The following is a 21,240-nucleotide window of genomic DNA, read 5'->3' as shown; positions in this document are numbered from 1 at the left end:
GCTATTCTCCTTCTACAAAGCACGGGCGGACAGCGTCCGCCCTCAGACTGTAGACAAAGTCATACTCAACCGGCGGCTGTCCGCCTGGGGAAGTCGGTAGATAGATACTGAACTTACGACTCTCACAACTTCCACACGATGATAATTCCACATACTGCCTTTGGATCCCTGAAGATGTGGAGTAATTCAGCCGAGGAATTCCACAGATTACCCATAGAACCCTGAAAATGTTGAAGAAACAGAGACAATAATTCTACATATCAGCTTTGTACTCCAAAAACGTTGAAAACGTCGGAATAATCATTCCACATATCACCTTACGAATTACTTGACTCCCTCGTAAGCAGGAGATTTGTCTACACGCTGCGGGCGGACAACGTCCGCCCGCAATCATTCTACATATATTGCATCGCTGTGCTCGGGTTAGGTCATCGCGCGGTAGGCCGCGTCCGATCACGCTTCGCTCTGCTTGCGTTCTCGGGCGTCCCTCGCGGCTGACCTACCATCCATTTGCTCCGCAAACTCATCGCGCGGTAGGCCGCATCCGATCACGCTTCGCTCTGCTTGCGTTCTCGGGCGTCCCTCGCGGCTGACCTACCTACGATCCCTGCATCGCTGTGCTCGCAGCGATCGGGTTAGGTCATGCTACTGGAGCCAGCTCATCATCTTGCGGAGTTCTCTGCCCACCTCGTTCACCGGATGCTCAGCCTGGACTCTTCTCATGGCCAGGAAGTTGGCCTTGCCACCAGCGTTGAACTCCTGAATGAACTGAGAAGCAAAGGTGCCGTCCTGGATGTCGGACAGAACTTTCTTCATGTTCTTTCTGGATTCCTCGGTGATGATCTTGGGGCCGGTGACATAGTCGCCGTACTCGGCCGTGTTAGAAATGGAGTATCTCATCATATCGAACCCCTTGGCATAGATCAGGTCAATGATCATCTTCATTTCGTGGATGCACTCAAAATATGCCATCTCTGGAGCATAGCCTGCCTCCACCAGAGTCTCCCAGCCAGCCTTCATCAACTCACAGACACCGCCACACAGTACTGCCTGCTCACCAAACAGATCGGTCTCTGTCTCTTCCTTGAAGGTGGTCTCGATGATGCCGGATCTTCCTGCACCGATGCCGGAAGCATAAGCCAGGGCGATATCCTTTGCCTTGCCACTGGGATCCTGCTGAACAGCGATCAGAGAAGGAACGCCGGAACCCATGGTGTACTGTTCTCTTACGATATGGCCCGGGCCCTTAGGAGCGATCATGATGACGTCCACATCTGCCGGTGGAACGATCTGCTGGAAGTGAATATTGAAACCGTGGGCGAACGCCAGCGCATTCCCCTCATGCAGGTGCGGTGCGACCTTCTCGTTGTAGATAGCAGCGGTCAGCTCGTCCGGTGTCAGCATCATGACTACGTCACCTGCTTCAGCTGCATCCTCTATATCCATGACCTCCAGACCGAAATCCTTGGCTTTCTTCTCGTGGGAGGAGCCCGGTCTCAGGCCGACTACGACGTGTGCGCCACTCTCGGTCAGGTTCATGGCATGGGCATGGCCCTGGCTTCCGAATCCAATGATCGAGATGGTCTTTCCATCCAGTACACTGAAGTTACAATCCGCATCATAATACTTGGTGATCATTTCTGTTTTCTCCTTTTTTGTATTTAATTTAAAATAGTTATCAAAAATAGTTACTGCAGCTTGGTGTTCTGCTCACTGCTCTCAACCGCAGTGACACCGGATCTGGTATAGTCAGCGATGGTATATCCCTGAATGATCTCAAGGAACCCGTCGATCTTCTCCGGATAACCTGTCATCTCGATGACCATGTTGGTGGTAGTCAGATCCACCACATGCCCCTTGTAGACACGGACAATGTTGAGGACCCGGTCTCTCTCCTCCGGCCCCACCCGCAGGTTGACCAGAAGGAGTTCTCTGTAAAGGTTGGTCTCTCTTGTAAGAAGTGTGACCTTCTTGACCACTTCCACCTTTTCCAACTGCTTCATGATCTGTGGAATATACTGTTCCTCCACGTTGAAGACAATGGTGATCCGGGTGATGTCCGGATTGTTGGTCGTCGATACAGTGATGGTGTCAATGTTGAAACCACGCCGCCCCAACACACTGCTGACTCTGGTCATGACGTTCGGTGCGTTTTCCACGAGAACGCTGACGATTCTCTTCTTATATTCTGTTGCCATCGCGTCCTCCTAATCCAAAATGATCTCTTCCACAGTCTTGCCGCCCGGAATCATAGGGAGCACCCTCTCCTCCGGTTCGATCATGACCTCGATCCACACCGGTCCATCGACCTTCATGGCCTCTTCCATGGCTGCCCGGAACTCCTCCAGGCTCTCCGTATGGTATCCCTTGGCACCAAAGCCCTCTGCCAGTTTCACGTAGTCTGTCTTCCTTGCCGGCATGGTACTGGAGTACCTCCGATCATAGAAGATGGTCTGCCACTGATACACCATACCGAGCACTGTATTGTTGAAGATCACAGTGATGATCGGCAGGTTCTGGCTGACCGCCGTGCAGGCCTCGTTCAGGTTCATGTGGAAGGATCCGTCTCCTGTCAGATGCACGACTCTGCAATCCGGCTGTCCGATCTTGGCGCCGATCGCAGCCCCGTATCCATAACCCATGGTCCCCAGACCTCCACTGGTCAGGAATTTCTTTGGTTTCCTCATATGCAGATACTGGGCTGACCACATCTGGTGCTGCCCCACATCCGTCACATAAATGGTGTCCTCATCACACATATCCGAAATGGTATGCAGGATCTCCATCGGATCCGTCCCGTGATCCATGGTCCGTGGAAGTACCTTCTGTTTCCAGGCAGTGACCCGGTCATGCCATTCCGGATGAGTCGTCTTGGCCACGTCCGGAAGCGCCTGGGTCAGGAAATCCTTCACATCAGCAACACAGCAGGTGTAGGTCTCCACATTCTTGTCGATCTCACTGGCGTCGATATCCACCTGTACGATCCTCGCTCGCCGTCCCCACTTCTTGGTGTTGAGAGCGACCCGATCGCTGAACCTGGCTCCCAGTGCCAGGATCAGATCCGCCTGATCGATGGCTCGGTTGGCAGCCACTGTTCCGTGCATTCCTACCAGCCCCAGATCCAGTGCATCCTCACAGCTGACAACACCATCCGCCATCAGCGTATGAACGGAAGGAATATCGGCCTTGTGAAGAAGCTCTTTGACTTCCTTCTCTGCATCCGAAGCCACGCAGCCACCACCGATATAGGCCACCGGCTTCTCTGCGTTGTTGATCAGCTTGACGATCTCCTTCAGTTGCTTCTCACTGACTTCCGGTTTAGGATCCAGAGGCAACGGTGCCTTGTTGGTAAACTCTGTTTTGGCAGCGGTCACATCCTTGGTGATATCCACCAGCACCGGCCCTTTCCGTCCACTGTTGGCGATACGGAAAGCGTTGCGAAGAGCATCCTCCAGATTATCAATGTCATTGACGAAATAGTTCATCTTGGTGATTGGAATGGTGATGCCGGCGATGTAGATCTCCTGGAATGCATCTCTTCCGATCAGATCGTTGGTAACATTGGAGGTAATCGCGACCATAGGTACGCTGTCCATATAAGCGGTCGCGATTCCGGTGACCAGGTTGGTCGCACCCGGTCCACTGGTGGAGAACACCACGCCTGTCTTTCCTGTCGCTCTGGCATAGCCGTCTGCCGCATGGGAGGCCCCCTGCTCGTGGGCAGTCATCACATGCTTGATCTTGTCACTGTACTTATATAGTTCATCGTAGATGTTCAGCGCAGCGCCTCCGGGGTATCCAAATACCGTATCCACCCCGTGATCCAGCAGGACTTCCAGAACGATCTGTGACCCTGTCAATCTCATAGTTATCTATCTTCCTCTCATCTAATTATTGTCTTTCGCGCACAAAAATGCGTCAAGACAATTATAGCCCTTTTCTAAAAAAAGTCAACTTATATCCCCACTCTCTCAGACTGTCCGGAAAGTTTCCATCGCATGCTGCAACGCATATGGTGTAGTCATGTCATCCTTGATGTAGAACCCGGCGAATTTGTAGTAGTTCTCTCCTGCCGGATATACATAGAACATGCAGACCATCTCACTGTTTCCGGTCTTCAGAATGTATTCGATCCCCTTGACCTTCATCCCCTTGACAGATATCTGTGTTCGAACAGGTCTCACGGACATCTCCTTTTCCTGACTCTTCAGCAGATTCTCGATCAGTGTGTCAAAATACTGATCCAGATCCCCGCCAAAAGAGATAGGCTCCACGTCAAAGTGGGGAACCTTCTTACCCTTCTCGATGTATACATAACTGTGTGCCTCCTGGATCTCGCTCTGGAAGGCTTTGTCCATCTGGAAGGAGTACCCGCCGCGATCGTTATTCACCTCCACGTAGTTCCCGGAAGGTGTACCGGTGCCAGCGGATCCCACGGAAGCTCCCACCGCATCGATAGACTTGTAACTTCCCTCCTCCCTGGTATTGGAAGGCGCCGCTTCCCTGCCAGCCGCAGTGTACTCCTCCGGTATCAGGAACAAAGCCTCGTCCACCTCGCCATCCAGCGCGTTGATCTTCAGGACCTGCTTCTGTCCACCCCGGGTCAGGGCAAAGTACCCCAGCTTGCCATCCTTGTAACCGAACACCGCCTCGTCCTCGCCATCTCTGAAGGTCTCTGTGGCATACTCTTCTCCATCATACTTGACGCTCCCCTCCTCGTAGTCGCCGGAGACACTCTCTCCCGCCGCCATGATGGCATCCGTGCCGCTGGCGATCTGGTCAAGCTGCTTCTGATACGCCTCGTTGATTTCCTCCTTCACCATGGTCTTGCTGGCCGGATCAAGGGTCGTGATCGTCCTTCCATCGCTGAGTATGATCGCCTTCTGCCCACCCGCTTCCACGCTGGCATACAGGTGATCGCCCTTCTTGGCGACTCCGATGATCGTCCTGGAACCGCTATCCAGCTGCTCCACCTCCATGTGAACGCCCGTCTTCTCGGTGATCGACTTGAACGTCTTTTCGGTCAACGACTCCTTGTCACCGCATCCCGCAGCGAGCAGCGCCATCGTACACAAAGCCGTCATCGCCAGGATCCATTTCTTCCACTCTCTACTGAACATAGCAATCCTCCTCTACTATTCCGGCAGAAACTCCACCCTTCCATCCTCCACATGATACAAAGCCCCCACGACCTCCAGGCCCTTTTCGTCCTCGATGGGATGGATCGCAAGTTCGTGGCGGATCCGCTCTACACCGTGCATCACGTTCAGGCAGCTTGCCTTCTGATCATCTGTCTCATCCCCGATGGCCAGCGAGATATCCTTCAGAATGTAGTCGATGAACCCGCCGGAATGTCCGGCGATCACGGAGCCCACTGCGCCACACCGGGTATGCCCCATCATAACGATCAGTTTTGTTCCAAGATGTTCTGCCGCGTACTCGATACTCCCAAGCTGATGGTTATCCAACACATTGCCGGCTACCCGGATCACGAACAACTCACCGATCCCTGCAGAGAATATACTCTCCGGGATCACTCTGGAATCGGAGCAGGTAATGATGATCGCATAGGGATGCTGCCCCTTCTCCGCTGTCTGCAGCCTGATTTCCGGGGAAATGTCTCCCTGCCCTGTTCTGGCCTCTATATATGCCTGGTTCCCGTCGATCAATTTCTGCCTTGCTTCTTTTGCCGAAAGCATATCGTCACCTCACTTCTCCTGAAACAACTCCACCTTCTCTCCCAGAGGTCCGGTAAAGAAAGCGATCCGGATGGGAAATACCGGGTCAGAGTCCAGTTCCACGTCCTTCGGTTCGACCAACACCTCATAGCCAGCCTCCCGGATCCTGGCGATGCATGCGTCCACCTGATCGGTAGCCAGCGCAAAGTGCTCCACGGCTCCGTTCAAAAACACGCCTTCTGTATCCATGAAGATCTCAATCAGTCCACATCCAGTGTCGATCTGGACCCCCCGGTGCCACTCACGCACCACACGCATCCCCAGCACATCGCGGTAGAATGACACTGCCTTCGAGAACTCCTCCGGTGAGTTGCACTGCATTGAAACATGATGGATTCCCTTGATCATAATACGCCTCCTATAGTATTCCTTCGTGTACAAGCAGCCAGCGCTTGTTTTCTATACCACCACCATATCCAGTCAAAGATCCGTCCGCACCGATCACCCGGTGACACGGGATCATGATACAGATGGGATTCCATCCCACCGCACCGCCCACTGCCTGGGCAGACATGCGCCCGGTCGTACTGCGCTTCTGTGCGATCTCCTGTGCGATTTCCCCATAAGTCACCGTTTCTCCATAGGGGATCTCCATGAGCCTGGACAGTACTTCCTTCCGAAAGGGAGTCAACTCCTCGATCCGGATCTTCGGCAACGTGCTCCCAGGATGCCCGGCAAAATAATCGTCCAGCCAGCGTGCTGCTTCCTCAAACACCGGGACTTGTTCTTCCGATACAGGGCTTTGTGCCCCGTTCTGCAGAAAACGCAGTCCGGTGATTGCCGTGCCGTCGCTGGTCAGCAGGATGTCATCCAAGCCCGAGGGGGTGTGATAGACCATGCGATAAAACTCCGGAAAAAAGGTTCTGATCACCTGGCTGTCCGGCCGCCCGATCAGCGCGCTCATGATCTGTTCCCCGGCACAGAGACCGCCTTGATCACTTCCATCGCCCATTTCTCATCTACGATCAGATCCTGTCTGCCCCGCAGATCTGCCATCTGGCCGCCAAAATTATCCACCGTCTCCTGGTACAGTTCCTCCGGAATTTCCAAGGATCCAAGAGGACCCTCCATGCCTATTACCACAAAGACGTCCTTCCCTTCGTCATCGGCATAGTACAGTTCCACATCCCCCAGTTGCGGCTGCTCTGACATGATCCGGTTCTGAAAAAACACCTTCAGCAGTTCTATCACACGGTCATCACGTCCGGCATCAAAGACCCGGATCTTCTCCTCCAGTTGGTTAATATTGAAGATGATCCGCTGCACGTACTCCTTCTGAGCATCGTTCAGGGCCCTGGCAAGCAGGGCCTTCTCCGGGTCCTTCTCCTCCACCTGCAGATCGCTGGTGAAAAAGTCTACCGCCTCCCGGAAAGTCTCTTCTTCCTTGACCATATAGAGCATGAGCCTCTGTTCCACATCGTGATACAGGAAACTGTGATCCACCGTAGCGACTTCCCCGCATTCCGGACATGTGAACTGAAACAGCGAGCGGTCCAGCACCTTCTCCTTCTGTGCGGGGTCCATTCCCGTGTTCACACTGCTCCAAACGACGAAATCGCTCTCCGCACCACACTGCGGACAGGTGATTCGCCTTATTTCATTTCTGGACATACCGTCTCCTTTCCACTCACATATCGAAAAAACTGATCTGATCATCCTTTTCCTGAAATTCTGAAAGAAAACGAAAGCAGTCCTCCGGTGTGTCAATGATCCCGTGTTTCCGGCAAAAGCCATGAAAGAGTTTCATCAGTGGCCGGTGGTTAGGACTTATCAGTTGGTAATTGAGTCCAAAGGAACGAATGTATCGGTCTTTCATTCCTGGAAAATGACGATCCAGCGCTTCGTAGAAATACTCCCGGTTCCCCTCACGCATGGTGACACCCATACCAAAACAGATGATCCCCTGCACTTCAGCTTCTGCACAAGCGGAGAGGATAGACAGCAGGTTTTCTTCTGTGTCGTTAATATAAGGAAGAATGGGTGTGAGCCATACCACTGTTGGGATCCCATGATCCCGCAATATGCGCAGCACCTCCACTCTTCGCTGGGAACTGCACACTCCTGGTTCCAGTACTCTGCACAAAGCCTCATCCCAGGTGGTCAGCGTCATCTGAACCACACATCTGGCTCTCCGGTGGATCTCAACCAGTAGGTCCAGGTCTCGCAGGATGCGGTCGGACTTGGTGATCATAGTCACTCCGAAATCGTGGTTTCGGATAATCTCCAGGCAACGACGGGTCAACTGCAGTTCCTCCTCTAGCGGAATATATGGATCTGACATGGACCCAGTACCGATCATGCACTTTTTGCGTTTGGTGCCAAGGGCTTTTTCCAGAAGTTCCGGAGCATTTTGTTTGACGGCGATGTCCTCAAAGGGATGATCCATCTGGTATACTCTGCTGCGACTGTCACAATAGATGCAGCCGTGGGAGCACCCCCGATAGAGATTCATGCCCACTGCACCGTGATTGTTATTCAGAATGGTCCTGGCATTGATATAATGCATGTTCACCCCCTACAATCCTCAGTTCGTCTGGCTCCACATGGCAGGGAAGGAACAAGATCTGCACGCCCGCCTTCCGGGCATCCTCCATGGCCTCCCCGAAAGCAGGATGCGTAGCCACATTGGGGCGCACCTCTGTTATGCCGTCCATCTGGATGACGAAGGCCAGAGCCGCCTCATAGCCTTCTTCTCGTGCGCGGATCAGTTCCCGGATGTGCTTGACTCCCCTCTCCGTTGGGGCATCTGGAAAGTACCCGACACCGTCGATCTCCAGCGTACAGCCCTTCACTTCCATCAGACAGCGGATATCCTCCCGCTCCATATAGAAGTCGATGCGGGAATCCCCGTAGGTAAACTCAGGCTTCACCACCTCATAATTCTGTTCAGCCAGCCATTCCGCGACCACCTTGTTGGGTGCCTGGCTGTCGATGTTAAACAGCAGTCCGTTGTCCTTCCGCACCGCCACCAGATCGTATTCCGTCTTGCGGCCCGGGGTACCGGGCTTTGTGAGCCAGATCTGGCTGCCGGGGATCAGCAGCTCCCTGCAGCGCCCGGTGTTCTTAACATGCACCCGCTCCTGTCTGCCATCGATCTCCACCTCTGCCACAAAGCGATTAAGCCGACGCAGGAACACTGCTTCTCTGATATTCTCGTACTTCATTCTGTCTTACCTACATCCTGCAGAAGCAGACGAACGGTCTCCTGCTGCTGTGCATCCGCGGAGATCTTTGCCGTTCCGTCTCCTCTCTGCGTGCCGTAGTTGCCAAACTGAGCGTGATTGCCTCCCCGGATCACGTGCTCCCGGAAGTCGGACGAAGCAAATCCCCTGGCTTTCTCCATGCTCGTCATATTCAGCACCCGGTCATGAGAGCCATATATGCTGATTTCCGTAAGTGGATCCGCAAGCTTCTTCGAAGGATAGGAGGCAAGGAGCACGACCCCTTCCACCGCATCCTCATGGTCTGCGGCGTAATCAGCTGCCATCACACCTCCCAGAGAGTGTCCGCCGATGTACCAATGGCGATAGTCGTGCGCTTCTATGACATTCTCTGCCTTCCCTGTCCCAAAAACCGCAAGCCGAAAAGGCATCTCCACCAGCATTGCGTCCATTCCACCGGCAGCCAGCCGGTGCAGCAACGGCGCGTAGGCAGAGGCCTCCACCTTGCCTCCCGGGTAGAAGATCAATGCACTGTCCTCAGAGGGTCCATCGAACCGCCAGCCGTAGGATTCCCTGGAAACCGACACATCGCTGTCCGAAACCAGCGCCTTGTCTGCAGCAGGATCTGCGTGATAATAGTTCCCTGTATATAGGAAGAATGCGGCAAGGCATAGCAGCAAGATCCCAAGCAAGATGGCCGGGATCCATATCCGTCGCCTTCGCATCTCAGTCTCCTTTCCTTCGGTCCAGGAGAAGAAACCCCGCCAGACCGATAGCGATGATCACCAGCGCGATGATCTCTACCTTCTTTCCGAACACCTGTCCCAGAGCACCGGTGATCATAAGGATCACCAGAAAAGCGATCAGCACTAGCAAGGAACACAGTATCGCCGTTTTCTTCATCGTCGCTTACCTCCTGTGTATATCACATATTTTACTATCGTAAGTGATAGGTGTCAACGGAAGGACCGGCGGTGGGGCGGACCTCCTCGAACAGCTTGACAGCCTGTCTGGAAACAGGCGTATCCAGGAATACATAGTTGAACTCCCGCAGGATCTCCCACCCCTTTACCGCAAAGGCGGTCAATCCATCATTCTGGTCGAGCACCGCCTGGTATGCAAAGGTGATCCCCCCTGTATCCCGGACGAGCCGCATCATCAGCCCGAAATTGCTGATGGTGGTGACCATGCGAAAATCCTTTACACTTCGGTTATGCTCTGCCAGCACCTGCTCCAGAATGTTTCTGGTCCCGGAACCCTCTTCTCGCAGGATCAGGTGCTCTTTCCAAAGAGAGTCCAACGGCACGATCTGCCCTGCAAAAGGGTGCTCCTTGCCGCAGATCCCCAGAAAGAGTTCCTCCCGATATAGCTGACTGGCGAACATCTGCCGGTCAAACGTGCCCTCGATCAACGCGAAATCAAGAGAACCATCGGAGAGTTTGCCCAGCAGATGCTCCGTGTTATCCACTTCCACGGACAGACGATTACCCGCCACCGCCAGCCATGCCTCCACATGCTCCGAGATCACGAACTCCCCGATGGTCTTGGTCGCGCCGATAGAAAGATCCCACCCTCTCTGCTCCGCCAGTTGCTCCCGCAGTTTCTTCTCCTGGTACAGAACATTCTCAGCGTATTTCAGAAGCACCTCTCCTTCAGGGGTCATGATCAGCTTCCGCCTGTCATACAGAAACAGTCTGCACCCGTACTGCTTCTCCAGATACTGGATGTGCTGCGTCACCGCCGGCTGCGTCATATTCAGCGCCTCCGCCGTCCTCCGATAGTTCATCAGCCTGCACAATACCACAAATGTCTTTAGCCTCTGGTCGATCATCTCGCACCTCATAAATCTATATTATCACCACATCACAAATAATAATTAGATATTATCACGATACGGTGCTATAATCAACCTTGGAAATCACAGAAAGGAATCAAAAAAATGAAAACAAAGCTACCCGGAATACTTCTCTGCGCGGCCATCGCAGCCATCGCCACCCTCTTGTCCCGCCTGCACATCGGAAGATTCTCGCTGGATCTGGTGGGGGCCCCTGTCTTTGCCATCCTGCTGGGAATGGTCATCACCATGGCCATTCCCACTCTGGCCTCTATGGATACCACCAAGGACGGCATCCGATTCACCTCCAAGAAGATCCTGCAGTACGCTGTGATCATCCTTGGCTTCTCATTGAACCTGGGCACCATCGCCAGCGTGGGGAGCATGAGCCTTCCGGTGATCGTGTCCACCATCAGCACCTCCCTGCTCGTGGCCTATATCCTGCACAAAGCCCTGCGCATGAACGGCAAGATCGCCACGCTCATCGGTGTAGGGTCTTCCATATGCGGCGGCTCCGCCATTGCTGCCACCGCCCCGGTGATCGATGCCGATGACGAACAGATCGCCCAGTCCATCTCTGTGATCTTCTTCTTTAACGTCATCGCTGCCCTGATCTTCCCCACCCTGGGCCATGCCATCGGCCTGGGGTCAGAGGGCTTCGCTGTGTTCGCCGGCACAGCGGTCAATGACACTTCCTCTGTCACCGCCGCTGCCGCCACCGCAGAGAGCATCTATGGAACAGATGGTATCCTGTCTGCCGCTGTCACCGTGAAACTAACCCGTACCCTGGCCATCATTCCCATCACACTGGTGCTTGCAATTTACCACGCTTCCCGCCACAGCCATATCCAGGACCAGGAAAGCAAAACGGGAAGCTACTCCGTCAAGAGCGTCTTCCCGTTCTTCATTCTGTTCTTCATTGGGGCCTCCCTGATCACCACACTGGCAGGCCTCCTGCCTGCCGGCGCCTTCGCCGCCGGCTACATGGACGGCTTTGTGCCGGTGACCAAATGGCTGGCACGGTTCTTCATCGCCATGGCCATGTGCGCCATCGGACTGAATACCAACCTCGTGGACCTTGTCCGCAAAGGCGGAAAACCAATCCTCCTGGGCTTCTGCTGCTGGTGCGCCATCACCGCCGTATCCATCGGCGTGCAGTTACTGACAGGGATTTTCTACACCGACCTGTGATCTACCGCAGCTGGTTCCGTACGTATGCGTACACCTCGTCGGCCTTCCGGCCGTAAACGGACAGGATCGCCTCGGTCTCCCGGTTGATGTCTGCTGCCTGCTTTCGGTCTTTCATGGATCTGGTGTTGATGAACACATTCAGCGCCGCACCTTGCATGGCGGACTTGGCGAAGAGCACACCAACACCGGCATCGCTCACCGCCAGACGGCTGCCCTTGTGGGCAAACGCATCGCAGATCTCGATGACCTCTCGACATCCCCGGACGATCTCCAGCGGCGCATACGTCGCCTCCGCCAACACCTCTTCCATAACACGGGCTTTCTCTTCAGCCTGTTCCGGGGTATCCTCCGGCATACGATAAGCGGCTGACAGGGGCCGGAATGCCTCCGCGTCCTTCTCAGCCATGGCCAGCATCTCCTTCTCCAGCGCATCGCAGCGCTTCATGAGTGTCTGGATCTCCTCCTCCACCTCTGCGTATTTCTTCTTTCCGACAGTCAGATGTCCCACCATATTGGCAAGGGCAGTCGCCAGTGCCGCCACCAGACCGGAGGCACTTCCGCCTCCCGGCACCGGCGCATCGGATCCCAGTTGCGCCACGAACTCATCGCAGCGCAGGGTCGTCAATCTCTCAGTCATTATTTCTCATCCTTTGGTTCTTCCTTGCGGATAGCCTTTGTGCGGATCTCCTCGCAGATCTGATCGACGAACGCGGACAACGGCTTGCTGCCTTCATCTCCGGCGAACCGGCTTCTGACGGAGACAGTCTTTTCTTCTTCTTCCTTGCCGCCAACTACCAGCATGTACGGCAGACGGTCAAGCTGCGCCTGGCGGAGCTTGTAACCAAGACGCTCAGCACTGTTGTCCACAGTAACATCCACCCCGTTCCTGCGGAGTTCCTTGAATACTTCCTGTGCGTAGTCCGCGTATTTCTCGGAGACCGGGAGCACGCGTACCTGCTCCGCACAAAGCCATGTGGGGAACTTGCCGGCATACTTCTCGATGAGCCATGCCAGCGTTCTCTCGTAGCAACCCATGGAAGTTCTGTGGATGATGTATGGACGCTTCTTGCTGCCGTCCTTGTCGATGTAGTACATGTCGTACCGCTCCGCCAGGAACATGTCCAGCTGGATGGTGATCATGGTGTCTTCCTTGCCGTAGACGTTCTTGGCCTGGATATCCAGCTTGGGCCCATAGAAGGCGGCCTCGCCCTCTGCCTCTGTATATTCCAGTCCGATCTCGTCCAGGATCTTCTTCATCATTCCCTGAACCTTGTCCCAGGAGGCTGCGTCCCCGATGTACTTATCGGAATCGTTCGGGTCCCACTTGGAGAACCGGTAGGTCACATCTTCTTCCACACCCAGCGTGGTCAGGCAGTATTTCGCCAGGCGGACGCAATCCTTGAACTCCTGGTCGATCTGCTCCGGTGTGCACACCAGATGCCCCTCAGAGATCGTGAATTGGCGGACACGTGTCAGCCCGTGCATCTCACCGGAATCCTCGTTTCTGAACAGGGTCGATGTCTCTCCCATTCTGTACGGCAGGTCACGGTAACTCTTCTGGGTGGCTTTGTACACATAGTACTGGAACGGGCAGGTCATGGGGCGCATGGCGTAGACGTTGGCATCCGCGTCGTTCTCGATGAGTGCCAGGTCTTCCACGCCGCGGATCTCGCCGGAGCGATCCTCTGCCTTCTCCATATCCTCCTTGCTCTCGTAGCCAAAGGTGAACATTCCGTCCTTGTAGTGATACCAGTGGTCGGAGATCTTGTACAGGGTGGACTTGGCCATCAGCGGTGTACGGGTACGCACGTAGCCCCACTCGTAATCCTCCAGGTCCTCGATCCAGCGCTGCAGCTTCTGGATCATCTTGGTTCCCTTGGGCAGGAACAGGGGCAGCCCCTGGCCGATCACATCTACGGTGGTGAACAGACCCATCTCACGCCCCAGGCGGTTGTGGTCTCTGTTCTTGATGTCTGCCAGGAACGCGAGACGCTCCTCCAGGTCTGCCTTCTTGGTGTAGGCAGTGCCGTAGATACGTGTCAGCATCTTGTTATGCTCATCGCCTCTCCAGTAAGCACCGGAGCTAGAGGTGAGCTTGAATGCCTTGATGGGCTTGGTGCTCATCAGGTGCGGTCCAGCACAAAGCTCGATGAAATCGCCCTGCTGGTAGAAGGAGATGGTCTCATCCTCCGGCAGGTCCTTGATCATCTCGACCTTATAAGGCTCCTCCCTGCTCTCCATCAGCGCGATGGCCTCTTCTCTGGGGAGAGTGTAGTATTTCAGTTCGTCCCCCTTCTTGATGATCTTCTTCATTTCCTTCTCGATCTTGTCCAGGTCCTCTCTGTCCAGTGGACGCAGATCGAAGTCATAGTAGAAACCGTTGTCGATGGACGGTCCGATGGCCAGCTTGGCCTCGGGGAACAGGTTCTGCACCGCCTCTGCCAGCACGTGGGCGCAGGTGTGGCGATAGGCTTCCTTGCCGTGGTCGTCCTCGAAGGTCAGGATGTTTACAGAAGCATCCTTATCGACAACCGTTCTCAGGTCTACATATTCTCCGTCTACCTGGCCGATGCAGGCCATGCGGGCAAGCCCGTCGCTCAGGTCTCTGGCAATGTCGATGACCGCCATGGGCTGGTCATACTGTTTCTGACTGCCGTCTTTCAGTGTGATGATCATGTTTGGTTATTCCTCCTACTCCTAATAATTCTCCGCCGAAAGCGCGGTAAGTTGCATCCTCGCTCCGCTTCGGGCAACTCTCGCGGCTGGCCTACCATCGATTCTGTTATCGCTTCGCTCTACAGAATCGGGTTAGGACAAGCAAAAAATCCCTTCCGACAGATCTGCTGTCAGAAGGGACGTATACTCTCATGTATGCGCGGTTCCACCCATCTTCCGGAGCCTATTGACTCCGACTCTCATTCGGCCTGTAACGCAGCCACGCGGGCATGATTGGTGCCACTCCGAGGTGGTCTTCAGTCCGTTCCTGCCGGGATGCTTCCACCGTCCATCCCTCGCTGCGGCAGGGCCACGAGCCTACTCTCCTCATCAACGTATTGAATATACTATACCACCAAATAAAGGAAATGACAACTTGAAAATCGAGAATTTTTCCTGGTCTTTTACTCTATTTCAACGAACTTCTCACAGTATGCCTTCACCTGCTTGCCTTCCTTTTCGACTACGCTGTCCTTGTATTCGCTTTCGAGCAAAAGCACATCATCGGCAAACCCCTTGATGTAGTACTCTCTGAAAACATATGTGATCGTTGATTCGTCATCATCAGCAACAACAAAACTAACTTTCTGGATGGCTGATGCGCCATCTTCCTTGGAACTACACCCCGTTATTAATGCGCTGCAAATGAACAGTGTAAGAAACACAGTTATTAGCTTTTGGCCGAAGTATTCCATCCCGACACCTTTCTCCGTTTGTATCATTATGATAACTCGAGTACAGGGTATCGAATAATGTAGTGACTGTCAATAATTATAAACATACCATACACTTTTCGCAGTCATATTCTGGCGGAGACAGGTTATGGATATTTCCTCTGATTTGACGATGAAATATCCACTTGGTCAGTTTGAAGAAGAAACACTGTATGCAAGACACGAATATTTATAACGGTAGTTAGATATTCCCGTCTCGATAGGCGGCGAGTCATTCAGCAGGTCTACACGCACTGGGTAGCAGCGGTGCCACCCGGCACCTTGCACAAAGCCATCCTCCCGCCAGGTAAAAAATGTAGCCTCACCAGCAGGATCCGTTGAGTCTTGACAGTACTGACTCTGATCATCCTGCTCGTTGCTCTCTAGAACAGTCCTGTAATTCTTCCTTCATTATCAACATCGATCTTCTCTGCTGCAGGCACCTTGGGAAGTCCCGGCATGGTCATGATGGTTCCTGTCTTGGCTACGATGAACCCCGCGCCGGCATTCACCTTCACCTCGGTGACGGTAATCTCGAACCCTCTCGGTGCACCGAGCAGGGATGCATCATCGGAGAAACTGAACTGTGTCTTTGCCATGCAGATCGGCAGATTGCCGTATCCGTTCTCCTCCAGACGTCTGATGGCCTTGCTTGCCTTCAGTTCGTAGACCACACTGTCCGCATGGTAGATCTTCCGGGCGATCATGTCGATCTTGTCCTTGATGGGAAGATCCAGCGGATAGACGTAGTGGAAGTCGTTCTTTCCTTCCTCGACGAGTCGCAGCACCTCCTCGGCAAGCGCCACGCCGCCTTCGCCGCCCTTGGCCCATACTTCGGAGAGAACTACATCTGCTCCCTGCTCCCGACACATTTCCTGAACCAGGCTGATCTCTGCTTCCGTATCTGTGGGAAAAGCGTTCAGCGCCACCACTGTCGGCAGGCCGTACTCATTCTGAATGTTGGACAGATGCTGCAGCAGGTTTGGCATCCCCTTCTCCAAGGCCTCCAGATTCTCCTCGTTCAGATGGTTCTTGCCTACGCCGCCGTGATACTTCAACGCACGTACCGTAGCTACCAGCACGCAGGCATCCGGCCGAAGCCCTCCCTTGCGGCACTTGATATCCACAAACTTCTCTGCTCCCAGATCTGCCGCAAAACCAGCCTCTGTCACCACGTAATCCGCCAGCTTCAGCGCAGTCCTGGTGGCAATCAGAGAGTTGCAGCCGTGGGCGATGTTGGCGAAGGGCCCGCCGTGAATGAATGCCGGATTGTGCTCCAGGGTCTGGACCAGGTTCGGCTTCAGCGCGTCCTTCAGCAGGGCCGCCACAGCGCCTTCCACCTCCAGTTCTCCCACTGTCACCGGCTGATCGTCAAAATTATAACCCACAACGATGGAAGCGATCCGCTCCTTCATATCCTCGATGTCCTGGGCCAGGCAAAGGATGGCCATGATCTCACTGGCTACGGTGATCTCAAACCCGTCATCCCGGGGGACACCGTTGGCCTTACCACTGAGCCCATCTACAATATGGCGCAGCTGGCGGTCATTCATATCCATGGCGCGCCGCCAGGTGATGGTCCTGGCATCGATCCGCAGCTTGTTCCCCTGCTGAATGTGGTTGTCGATGATGGCGGCGATCAGGTTGTTCGCCGCCCCGATGGCGTGCATGTCACCGGTAAAATGAAGGTTGATATCCTCCATGGGGATCACCTGGGCGTACCCGCCGCCGGCAGCACCGCCCTTGATGCCGAACACCGGCCCCATGGAAGGTTCACGCAGGCAAACAACGGTTTTCTTTCCCAGCTTGTTCATCGCATCCGACAGACCGACAGAGGTCGTGGTCTTTCCTTCTCCTGCCGGTGTGGGCGAGATGGCGGTAACCAGGATCAGTTTCCCGTCTTTCTCGTTGCCCTTCTCGCGCATCAGCGAATAGTCCAGCTTGGCTTTGTATTTGCCGTACTTCTCCAGATGCTCCTCGCCGATCCCCAGTTTCTCCGCAATCTGGCCGATCTCCTGCATCTCTGTCGCCTGGGCGATCTCGATATCACTTTTTATTCTCATCTGTAGTTCCTCCTGTCTATAGATTTTTCAGAAAGGATACCCGGTGGATCCTCGTGATCCCCTGTGCACGTATCCCCTCGTAATGTGCTTTTGTGCCGTATCCCTTGTTCTTCTCGAACGCATACCCTGGAAACTCGTCTGCATACGCGATCATCTGTCGATCTCTGGTGACCTTGGCTACGATGGACGCTGCGGCGATGGATACGCTGGCGCCATCTCCCTTGATGATGGCAGTCTGCGGCTTATGCAGATCATCCAGCGACAAAGCATCGATCAGCACGTGTTCCACGGATGCTCCCGTACGCTCCCGGAGCATGGATTCACAGCCTGCCACTGCCTCCAGCATTGCAAGCTTGGTGGCCTCCAGTATGTTGATCTCGTCGATGATGTGATTGTCCTTCTCTCCGGTGCCCCAGGCCAGTGCGTGTTCCAGAATCTGGTCGTAGAGCGTCTCCCTGCGCTTCTCGGAGAGTTTCTTGGAGTCATCTACCCCCAACACACTGAAATCCGCAGGGAGTACCACACAGGCGGCTACTACCGGCCCTGCCAGCGGGCCGCGACCCACCTCATCCATCCCCGCAATATACTGTACGCCCTGCTCCCGCAGGGCATTCTCGTATTGCTTCATCTCTGCCAGACGAGCGACCATCTTCTGTTCCCGCTCCTGTTTGGTCATGGCGCAACCTCCAGAGTGATCTGACCGATCTTTCCTCCTCTGAACTCATCCAGCACCGTACGGGCGCAGCGCTCATAGTCGATGCGCTTGCCGGGGAGGATAAACCCTCTCTTTTGGGCGATCATCTCCATGGTCTCCACCGGCATCTCTGCCAGTTCCTCCAGCTTGTACCGTTCCATCAGGAGGCCTGGATAGCGCTCCTGCATCTCCGTAATGAAGGAAAGCGCCAGCTCCGCCACATCCAGAATCTCATCCCGGATGCTGCCACAGTATGCCAGATTCAGCCCTACCTGCGGGTCTTCGAACTTGGGCCACAGGATGCCCGGTGTGTCCAAAAGCTGCATGCCACCTGGAATGGTGAGCCACTGCTTCCCCTTGGTGACACCGGGTCTGTCGCCGGTCTGGGCGGACTTCTTTCCTGTCAGCCGGTTGATCAGGGAGGATTTCCCCACATTGGGAACGCCTACAACCATCATACGGAACGGTGTGGATTTCCGCTTGGCAGTGATGGCCGTATGTGCGGATGCACCCTCCGCAGACGCTCCAGTGCTCTCTGCGGCTTTATTCAGTGCCTCCACCCGCTTGCGCTGCGCTTCCTCCAACATGCGCAGCAGTTTCTTGATCCCGTCACCGCTCATACAGTTCAGTTCCAGAACGCTGGTACTCTCTGTAGAGAGTGCATCCATCCACCGTCTGTTTTCTGCCGGATCCGCCAGATCTTTCTTGTTCAGAACGATGATGCGGGGCTTGTCCCCCACCAACTCGTCGATGATTGGATTACGACTGGACTGCGGGATCCTGGCATCGATCACCTCGATAACGATGTCTACCATCTTAAGGTTGTTCCGGATCAACTCCCGTGTTTTCTTCATGTGGCCGGGATACCAGTTGATGTTCTCGATCATGTTTCTTACCTTGTATACAACGCTTTAGTTACATAAAATAAGGGGAACCGCGAGGTTCCCCTTAAGAGTCTATTTAACGACTTTCTTCTGTCTGATCTTAGCAGCCTTACCGGTTCTGCTACGCATGTAGTGCAGTCTGGCTCTTCTGACTCTGCCCTTGCGAACAACCTCGATCTTCTCGACCCAGGGAGAATGCAGTGGGAAAGTCTTCTCAACGCCGATTCCGGACGCGATCCTTCTGACTGTGAAAGTCTCTGCGATCCCTCCGTTCTGGCGCTTCAGTACATATCCCTCAAAGATCTGGATTCTCTCTCTGTTTCCTTCCTTGATCTTGATGTGTACTCTGACTGTATCACCTACACTGAATTCAGGAATATCGTTCTTCATATAATCCTGAGCAACAGCATCTAAAACGTTCATTCTGTGTATCCTCCTTCCTCTCGTAGACGTTCGTGAAATCCTTGGCTCTGCCTCCTCCAGAGGAACGCCCGTAATACATCAGCCATAATATCACATTTTCCATCACAATGCAAGGACTTTTTTGCTGTATGGTGTGTCAGTGTGTCAAAAAGAACCGTCCCCTTTGACACACGCTATGCACGAGGGTGCGTGCGGTCGTAGACATCCTTGATTCTGGTCCTGGTGTTCTCAAAATACGCCTGGGTAGCCAGTATATCCTCGTGCCCCATCATCTCCTGAAGAGACTTCATGTCGATCCCGTTCTCCACCATGTGCATGGCAAAAGAATTCCGCAAAGTCTGCGGAGTCAGCTTCTCAGAAAGATCCGCCGCGTCCCCGTACTGCTTCAGTACCTTCCAGAACCCCTGCCTGGTGAAGGCCTTTCCCACATAGTTCAGGAACAGCGGACTGTCCTCGGTATCCTCTTCCTCCCGAAGCAGCGCCATCCTGCTCTCCTCCAGATAAGTCTTCAGCGCTCTTCGGCACGGCTTACCCATAGGCACGATCCTGGCTCTCCCGTGGTTGCCGTTGCATTTCACAAAGCCCATCGTCAGGTTGATATCCGCCATGGTCAGTTCGATGATCTCGCTGACCCGGATCCCAGTGGCGTAAAGCAGTTCCAGCATGGCTTTGTCACGTTTCCCCTTGATGGACTCGTCCGGGAGCTCCAGCAGATGTTCCACCTCCTCTACAGAAAGATAGGAGATCTCTTTCCGCTCGATGCGAGGCGACTTGATCCCCTCTGTGGGATCCTCCTGGATCACTCCCTGTCCGATAAGATACCGGTAAAATGCCCGTAGGGAAGCCAGTTTCCGGTTCACTGTGGCGCGGGACTTTCCTTCCTTCTTAAGGAGCATGATGTATGCGACCACCTGGGTATTGGTCGCCTTCTCCAGCGTCATGCCCTTCTCCTCCAGATAATGGCCGAACCCGTTCAGATCCTGCCTGTATGCCGCCAGGGTGTTCCTGGAGGCTTTCTTTTTCTTTTCTATATATTCCAGAAATGCAGTTGTCATGATCTTCCTCTCTATCCGATATATTCATCCAACTCACCGCTGTCTACAAGGGCCCTGGTCATGAGGATCCCGATCTGCGTCTTGGCATCCGGGATCTCACCTCGCATACACATGTCAGACAGTTCCCATATGTCATGGTATTCCACATCCAACGCCTCATTGGCATCCAGCGACTGCTCCCCGCTGTTCAGTCCGGTACAAAGATAGATGTAGACCACCTCATCCGTAAACCCAGGAGAAGGCATCATCGGCGCCAGCAGCCGGATGTTCTCAGCAGAGTATCCAGTCTCTTCCTTCAGTTCTCTGCCTGCAGTCACCAGTGGATCCTCTCCAGGATCCGCCTTCCCGGCAGGAAGCTCAAACACCACCTGCTCAAAGGCCTTGCGATACTGCCTTACCATAGGAATTCTTCCGTCCGGCAGCAGTGCCACCATTGCGGCCCCGGCACAGTGCTCAGCTATTTCCCGAATAGACTCACCGTCCACCGTGGTGACCCGATCTACTCGTACATTGATTAGTTTCCCTCTGAACGCATACTCCGAACTGAGTGTCTTCTCTTCAAATATCATGATGGTATACTCCATTTTCCTTGTTTTACAATATTATAGCACTTGTCAACAAAGTTTTTAAGTAATATTCAGAAAAAATCCTATAAATTTTGTTTTTTGGTATTGCATTTTACTTTATCATCCAGTATAATCAAGATGTGGTTATCCCCCTGATAACCTCATTAATCTCTAATCCCAATACCCCTTTTGAACAAAGTAGA

At 54.0% G+C, this 21,240-nt stretch carries 25 protein-coding genes; 1 reads left to right on the top strand and 24 read right to left on the bottom strand.

All coding sequences use genetic code 11. The features are described from left to right. Position 1: 1 nt before the first annotated feature. From P156_RS13280 to P156_RS11125, 14 genes are all read right to left on the bottom strand, one after another. A complete protein-coding gene (locus tag P156_RS13280) occupies positions 2 to 151 on the bottom strand; it encodes a hypothetical protein (RefSeq protein WP_185752118.1) in 150 nt (49 codons plus the stop codon). Positions 152 to 645: 494 nt separating this feature from the next. Continuing rightward, complete coding sequence (gene ilvC / locus P156_RS0101740) at positions 646 to 1,638, bottom strand: ketol-acid reductoisomerase (protein ID WP_027868673.1); 993 nt, start codon at positions 1,636 to 1,638, stop codon at positions 646 to 648. 50 nt (positions 1,639 to 1,688) lie between these two features. Continuing rightward, positions 1,689 to 2,198, bottom strand: a complete 510-nt coding sequence (ilvN, locus tag P156_RS11140) for an acetolactate synthase small subunit (RefSeq protein ID WP_034802053.1) — start codon at positions 2,196 to 2,198, stop codon at positions 1,689 to 1,691. 9 nt (positions 2,199 to 2,207) lie between these two features. Next, on the bottom strand, positions 2,208 to 3,866 hold the full coding sequence (gene ilvB, locus P156_RS0101730) for a biosynthetic-type acetolactate synthase large subunit (protein WP_027868672.1): 1,659 nt from the start codon (positions 3,864 to 3,866) through the stop codon (positions 2,208 to 2,210). Positions 3,867 to 3,971: 105 nt separating this feature from the next. Continuing rightward, positions 3,972 to 5,120 (bottom strand): hypothetical protein, encoded by a 1,149-nt coding sequence (locus P156_RS0101725; RefSeq protein ID WP_027868671.1) that lies wholly within the window; start codon positions 5,118 to 5,120, stop codon positions 3,972 to 3,974. A 15-nt stretch (positions 5,121 to 5,135) separates the two neighbouring features. After that, positions 5,136 to 5,699, bottom strand: a complete 564-nt coding sequence (locus P156_RS0101720) for a carbonic anhydrase (RefSeq protein ID WP_027868670.1) — start codon at positions 5,697 to 5,699, stop codon at positions 5,136 to 5,138. A 9-nt stretch (positions 5,700 to 5,708) separates the two neighbouring features. Then, positions 5,709 to 6,086 (bottom strand): VOC family protein, encoded by a 378-nt coding sequence (locus tag P156_RS0101715; protein ID WP_027868669.1) that lies wholly within the window; start codon positions 6,084 to 6,086, stop codon positions 5,709 to 5,711. A gap of 10 nt (positions 6,087 to 6,096) precedes the next feature. Further along, on the bottom strand, positions 6,097 to 6,690 hold the full coding sequence (locus P156_RS0101710; RefSeq protein ID WP_304413040.1) for a methylated-DNA--[protein]-cysteine S-methyltransferase: 594 nt from the start codon (positions 6,688 to 6,690) through the stop codon (positions 6,097 to 6,099). After that, positions 6,639 to 7,349 carry a CpXC domain-containing protein gene (locus P156_RS12615; RefSeq protein ID WP_027868667.1) on the bottom strand — a complete coding sequence of 237 codons (711 nt, stop codon included), beginning with the start codon at positions 7,347 to 7,349 and terminating at the stop codon, positions 6,639 to 6,641. The genes P156_RS0101710 and P156_RS12615 overlap by 52 nt, the downstream gene beginning before the upstream one ends. A 16-nt stretch (positions 7,350 to 7,365) precedes the next feature. Then, the gene (locus P156_RS0101700; RefSeq protein WP_027868666.1) at positions 7,366 to 8,244 is read right to left on the bottom strand and encodes a radical SAM protein; all 879 of its coding nucleotides are present in this window, start codon (positions 8,242 to 8,244) and stop codon (positions 7,366 to 7,368) included. After that, positions 8,210 to 8,902 (bottom strand): DNA/RNA nuclease SfsA, encoded by a 693-nt coding sequence (gene sfsA, locus P156_RS0101695; RefSeq protein WP_027868665.1) that lies wholly within the window; start codon positions 8,900 to 8,902, stop codon positions 8,210 to 8,212. Before sfsA ends, P156_RS0101700 begins: the two co-directional genes overlap by 35 nt. Continuing rightward, the gene (locus P156_RS11130) at positions 8,899 to 9,624 is read right to left on the bottom strand and encodes an alpha/beta fold hydrolase (protein WP_034802051.1); all 726 of its coding nucleotides are present in this window, start codon (positions 9,622 to 9,624) and stop codon (positions 8,899 to 8,901) included. Before P156_RS11130 ends, sfsA begins: the two co-directional genes overlap by 4 nt. Before the next feature lies 1 nt (position 9,625). Then, positions 9,626 to 9,802 (bottom strand): hypothetical protein, encoded by a 177-nt coding sequence (locus tag P156_RS13275; RefSeq protein ID WP_185752117.1) that lies wholly within the window; start codon positions 9,800 to 9,802, stop codon positions 9,626 to 9,628. A gap of 34 nt (positions 9,803 to 9,836) precedes the next feature. Then, positions 9,837 to 10,742 (bottom strand): LysR family transcriptional regulator, encoded by a 906-nt coding sequence (locus tag P156_RS11125; protein WP_081818397.1) that lies wholly within the window; start codon positions 10,740 to 10,742, stop codon positions 9,837 to 9,839. Positions 10,743 to 10,829: 87 nt separating this feature from the next. Between P156_RS11125 and P156_RS0101675 the strand changes: the two genes are divergently transcribed. Further along, positions 10,830 to 11,924, top strand: a complete 1,095-nt coding sequence (locus P156_RS0101675) for a YeiH family protein (protein ID WP_034802048.1) — start codon at positions 10,830 to 10,832, stop codon at positions 11,922 to 11,924. 1 nt (position 11,925) lies between these two features. On the opposite strand, the gene P156_RS0101670 is transcribed toward P156_RS0101675, so the two are convergent. The 10 genes from P156_RS0101670 to P156_RS11120 form a co-directional block, all read right to left on the bottom strand. Then, a complete protein-coding gene (locus P156_RS0101670; protein WP_034802045.1) occupies positions 11,926 to 12,561 on the bottom strand; it encodes a cyclodeaminase/cyclohydrolase family protein in 636 nt (211 codons plus the stop codon). Beyond that, positions 12,561 to 14,600 (bottom strand): threonine--tRNA ligase, encoded by a 2,040-nt coding sequence (thrS, locus tag P156_RS0101665; RefSeq protein WP_027868662.1) that lies wholly within the window; start codon positions 14,598 to 14,600, stop codon positions 12,561 to 12,563. Before thrS ends, P156_RS0101670 begins: the two co-directional genes overlap by 1 nt. Positions 14,601 to 15,043: 443 nt before the next feature. Beyond that, entirely contained in the window at positions 15,044 to 15,334 is a 291-nt protein-coding gene (locus tag P156_RS0101660; protein ID WP_027868661.1) for a hypothetical protein, read from the bottom strand. Positions 15,335 to 15,597: 263 nt separating this feature from the next. Then, positions 15,598 to 15,720: a hypothetical protein gene (locus tag P156_RS13635; RefSeq protein WP_255344207.1), complete on the bottom strand. Its 123-nt coding sequence runs from the start codon at positions 15,718 to 15,720 to the stop codon at positions 15,598 to 15,600. Between the two features lie 15 nt (positions 15,721 to 15,735). Next, a complete protein-coding gene (locus P156_RS0101655; protein ID WP_027868660.1) occupies positions 15,736 to 17,415 on the bottom strand; it encodes a formate--tetrahydrofolate ligase in 1,680 nt (559 codons plus the stop codon). Between the two features lie 16 nt (positions 17,416 to 17,431). Beyond that, positions 17,432 to 18,091: a ribonuclease HII gene (locus P156_RS0101650; protein WP_027868659.1), complete on the bottom strand. Its 660-nt coding sequence runs from the start codon at positions 18,089 to 18,091 to the stop codon at positions 17,432 to 17,434. After that, the gene (gene ylqF / locus P156_RS0101645; RefSeq protein WP_027868658.1) at positions 18,088 to 18,996 is read right to left on the bottom strand and encodes a ribosome biogenesis GTPase YlqF; all 909 of its coding nucleotides are present in this window, start codon (positions 18,994 to 18,996) and stop codon (positions 18,088 to 18,090) included. The genes P156_RS0101650 and ylqF overlap by 4 nt, the downstream gene beginning before the upstream one ends. A gap of 69 nt (positions 18,997 to 19,065) precedes the next feature. Further along, the gene (gene rplS, locus P156_RS0101640; protein ID WP_027868657.1) at positions 19,066 to 19,416 is read right to left on the bottom strand and encodes a 50S ribosomal protein L19; all 351 of its coding nucleotides are present in this window, start codon (positions 19,414 to 19,416) and stop codon (positions 19,066 to 19,068) included. A gap of 173 nt (positions 19,417 to 19,589) precedes the next feature. Beyond that, the gene (locus P156_RS0101635; RefSeq protein ID WP_034802041.1) at positions 19,590 to 20,471 is read right to left on the bottom strand and encodes a tyrosine recombinase; all 882 of its coding nucleotides are present in this window, start codon (positions 20,469 to 20,471) and stop codon (positions 19,590 to 19,592) included. An 11-nt stretch (positions 20,472 to 20,482) separates the two neighbouring features. Further along, a complete protein-coding gene (locus P156_RS11120) occupies positions 20,483 to 21,040 on the bottom strand; it encodes an NUDIX domain-containing protein (protein WP_034802685.1) in 558 nt (185 codons plus the stop codon). Between the last annotated feature and the right edge of the window lie 200 nt (positions 21,041 to 21,240).

Source organism: Eubacterium sp. AB3007 (genome assembly GCF_000688015.1).
GTDB lineage: Bacteria > Bacillota > Clostridia > Peptostreptococcales > Anaerovoracaceae > Aminicella.
This window is presented reverse-complemented; position numbering and strand designations above follow the sequence as displayed.

Excerpts from the sequence above, each read along its gene's own strand:
- P156_RS13275 (WP_185752117.1), bottom strand. The coding sequence starts at position 9,802 with ATGAAGAAAACGGCGATACTGTGTTCCTTGCTAGTGCTGATCGCTTTT.
- ilvN (WP_034802053.1), bottom strand. The coding sequence starts at position 2,198 with ATGGCAACAGAATATAAGAAGAGAATCGTCAGCGTTCTCGTGGAAAAC.
- P156_RS11120 (WP_034802685.1), bottom strand. The coding sequence starts at position 21,040 with ATGATATTTGAAGAGAAGACACTCAGTTCGGAGTATGCGTTCAGAGGG.
- P156_RS0101655 (WP_027868660.1), bottom strand. The coding sequence starts at position 17,415 with ATGAGAATAAAAAGTGATATCGAGATCGCCCAGGCGACAGAGATGCAG.
- P156_RS0101650 (WP_027868659.1), bottom strand. The coding sequence starts at position 18,091 with ATGACCAAACAGGAGCGGGAACAGAAGATGGTCGCTCGTCTGGCAGAG.
- rplS (WP_027868657.1), bottom strand. The coding sequence starts at position 19,416 with ATGAACGTTTTAGATGCTGTTGCTCAGGATTATATGAAGAACGATATT.
- sfsA (WP_027868665.1), bottom strand. The coding sequence starts at position 8,902 with ATGAAGTACGAGAATATCAGAGAAGCAGTGTTCCTGCGTCGGCTTAAT.
- ilvB (WP_027868672.1), bottom strand. The coding sequence starts at position 3,866 with ATGAGATTGACAGGGTCACAGATCGTTCTGGAAGTCCTGCTGGATCAC.
- P156_RS11130 (WP_034802051.1), bottom strand. The coding sequence starts at position 9,624 with ATGCGAAGGCGACGGATATGGATCCCGGCCATCTTGCTTGGGATCTTG.
- P156_RS0101720 (WP_027868670.1), bottom strand. The coding sequence starts at position 5,699 with ATGCTTTCGGCAAAAGAAGCAAGGCAGAAATTGATCGACGGGAACCAG.
- P156_RS13635 (WP_255344207.1), bottom strand. The coding sequence starts at position 15,720 with ATGATCAGAGTCAGTACTGTCAAGACTCAACGGATCCTGCTGGTGAGG.
- P156_RS12615 (WP_027868667.1), bottom strand. The coding sequence starts at position 7,349 with ATGTCCAGAAATGAAATAAGGCGAATCACCTGTCCGCAGTGTGGTGCG.
- P156_RS0101710 (WP_304413040.1), bottom strand. The coding sequence starts at position 6,690 with ATGGGCGATGGAAGTGATCAAGGCGGTCTCTGTGCCGGGGAACAGATC.
- P156_RS0101660 (WP_027868661.1), bottom strand. The coding sequence starts at position 15,334 with ATGGAATACTTCGGCCAAAAGCTAATAACTGTGTTTCTTACACTGTTC.
- ylqF (WP_027868658.1), bottom strand. The coding sequence starts at position 18,996 with ATGATCGAGAACATCAACTGGTATCCCGGCCACATGAAGAAAACACGG.
- thrS (WP_027868662.1), bottom strand. The coding sequence starts at position 14,600 with ATGATCATCACACTGAAAGACGGCAGTCAGAAACAGTATGACCAGCCC.
- P156_RS0101670 (WP_034802045.1), bottom strand. The coding sequence starts at position 12,561 with ATGACTGAGAGATTGACGACCCTGCGCTGCGATGAGTTCGTGGCGCAA.
- P156_RS0101715 (WP_027868669.1), bottom strand. The coding sequence starts at position 6,086 with ATGATCAAGGGAATCCATCATGTTTCAATGCAGTGCAACTCACCGGAG.
- ilvC (WP_027868673.1), bottom strand. The coding sequence starts at position 1,638 with ATGATCACCAAGTATTATGATGCGGATTGTAACTTCAGTGTACTGGAT.
- P156_RS0101700 (WP_027868666.1), bottom strand. The coding sequence starts at position 8,244 with ATGCATTATATCAATGCCAGGACCATTCTGAATAACAATCACGGTGCA.
- P156_RS11125 (WP_081818397.1), bottom strand. The coding sequence starts at position 10,742 with ATGAGGTGCGAGATGATCGACCAGAGGCTAAAGACATTTGTGGTATTG.
- P156_RS0101725 (WP_027868671.1), bottom strand. The coding sequence starts at position 5,120 with ATGTTCAGTAGAGAGTGGAAGAAATGGATCCTGGCGATGACGGCTTTG.
- P156_RS0101635 (WP_034802041.1), bottom strand. The coding sequence starts at position 20,471 with ATGACAACTGCATTTCTGGAATATATAGAAAAGAAAAAGAAAGCCTCC.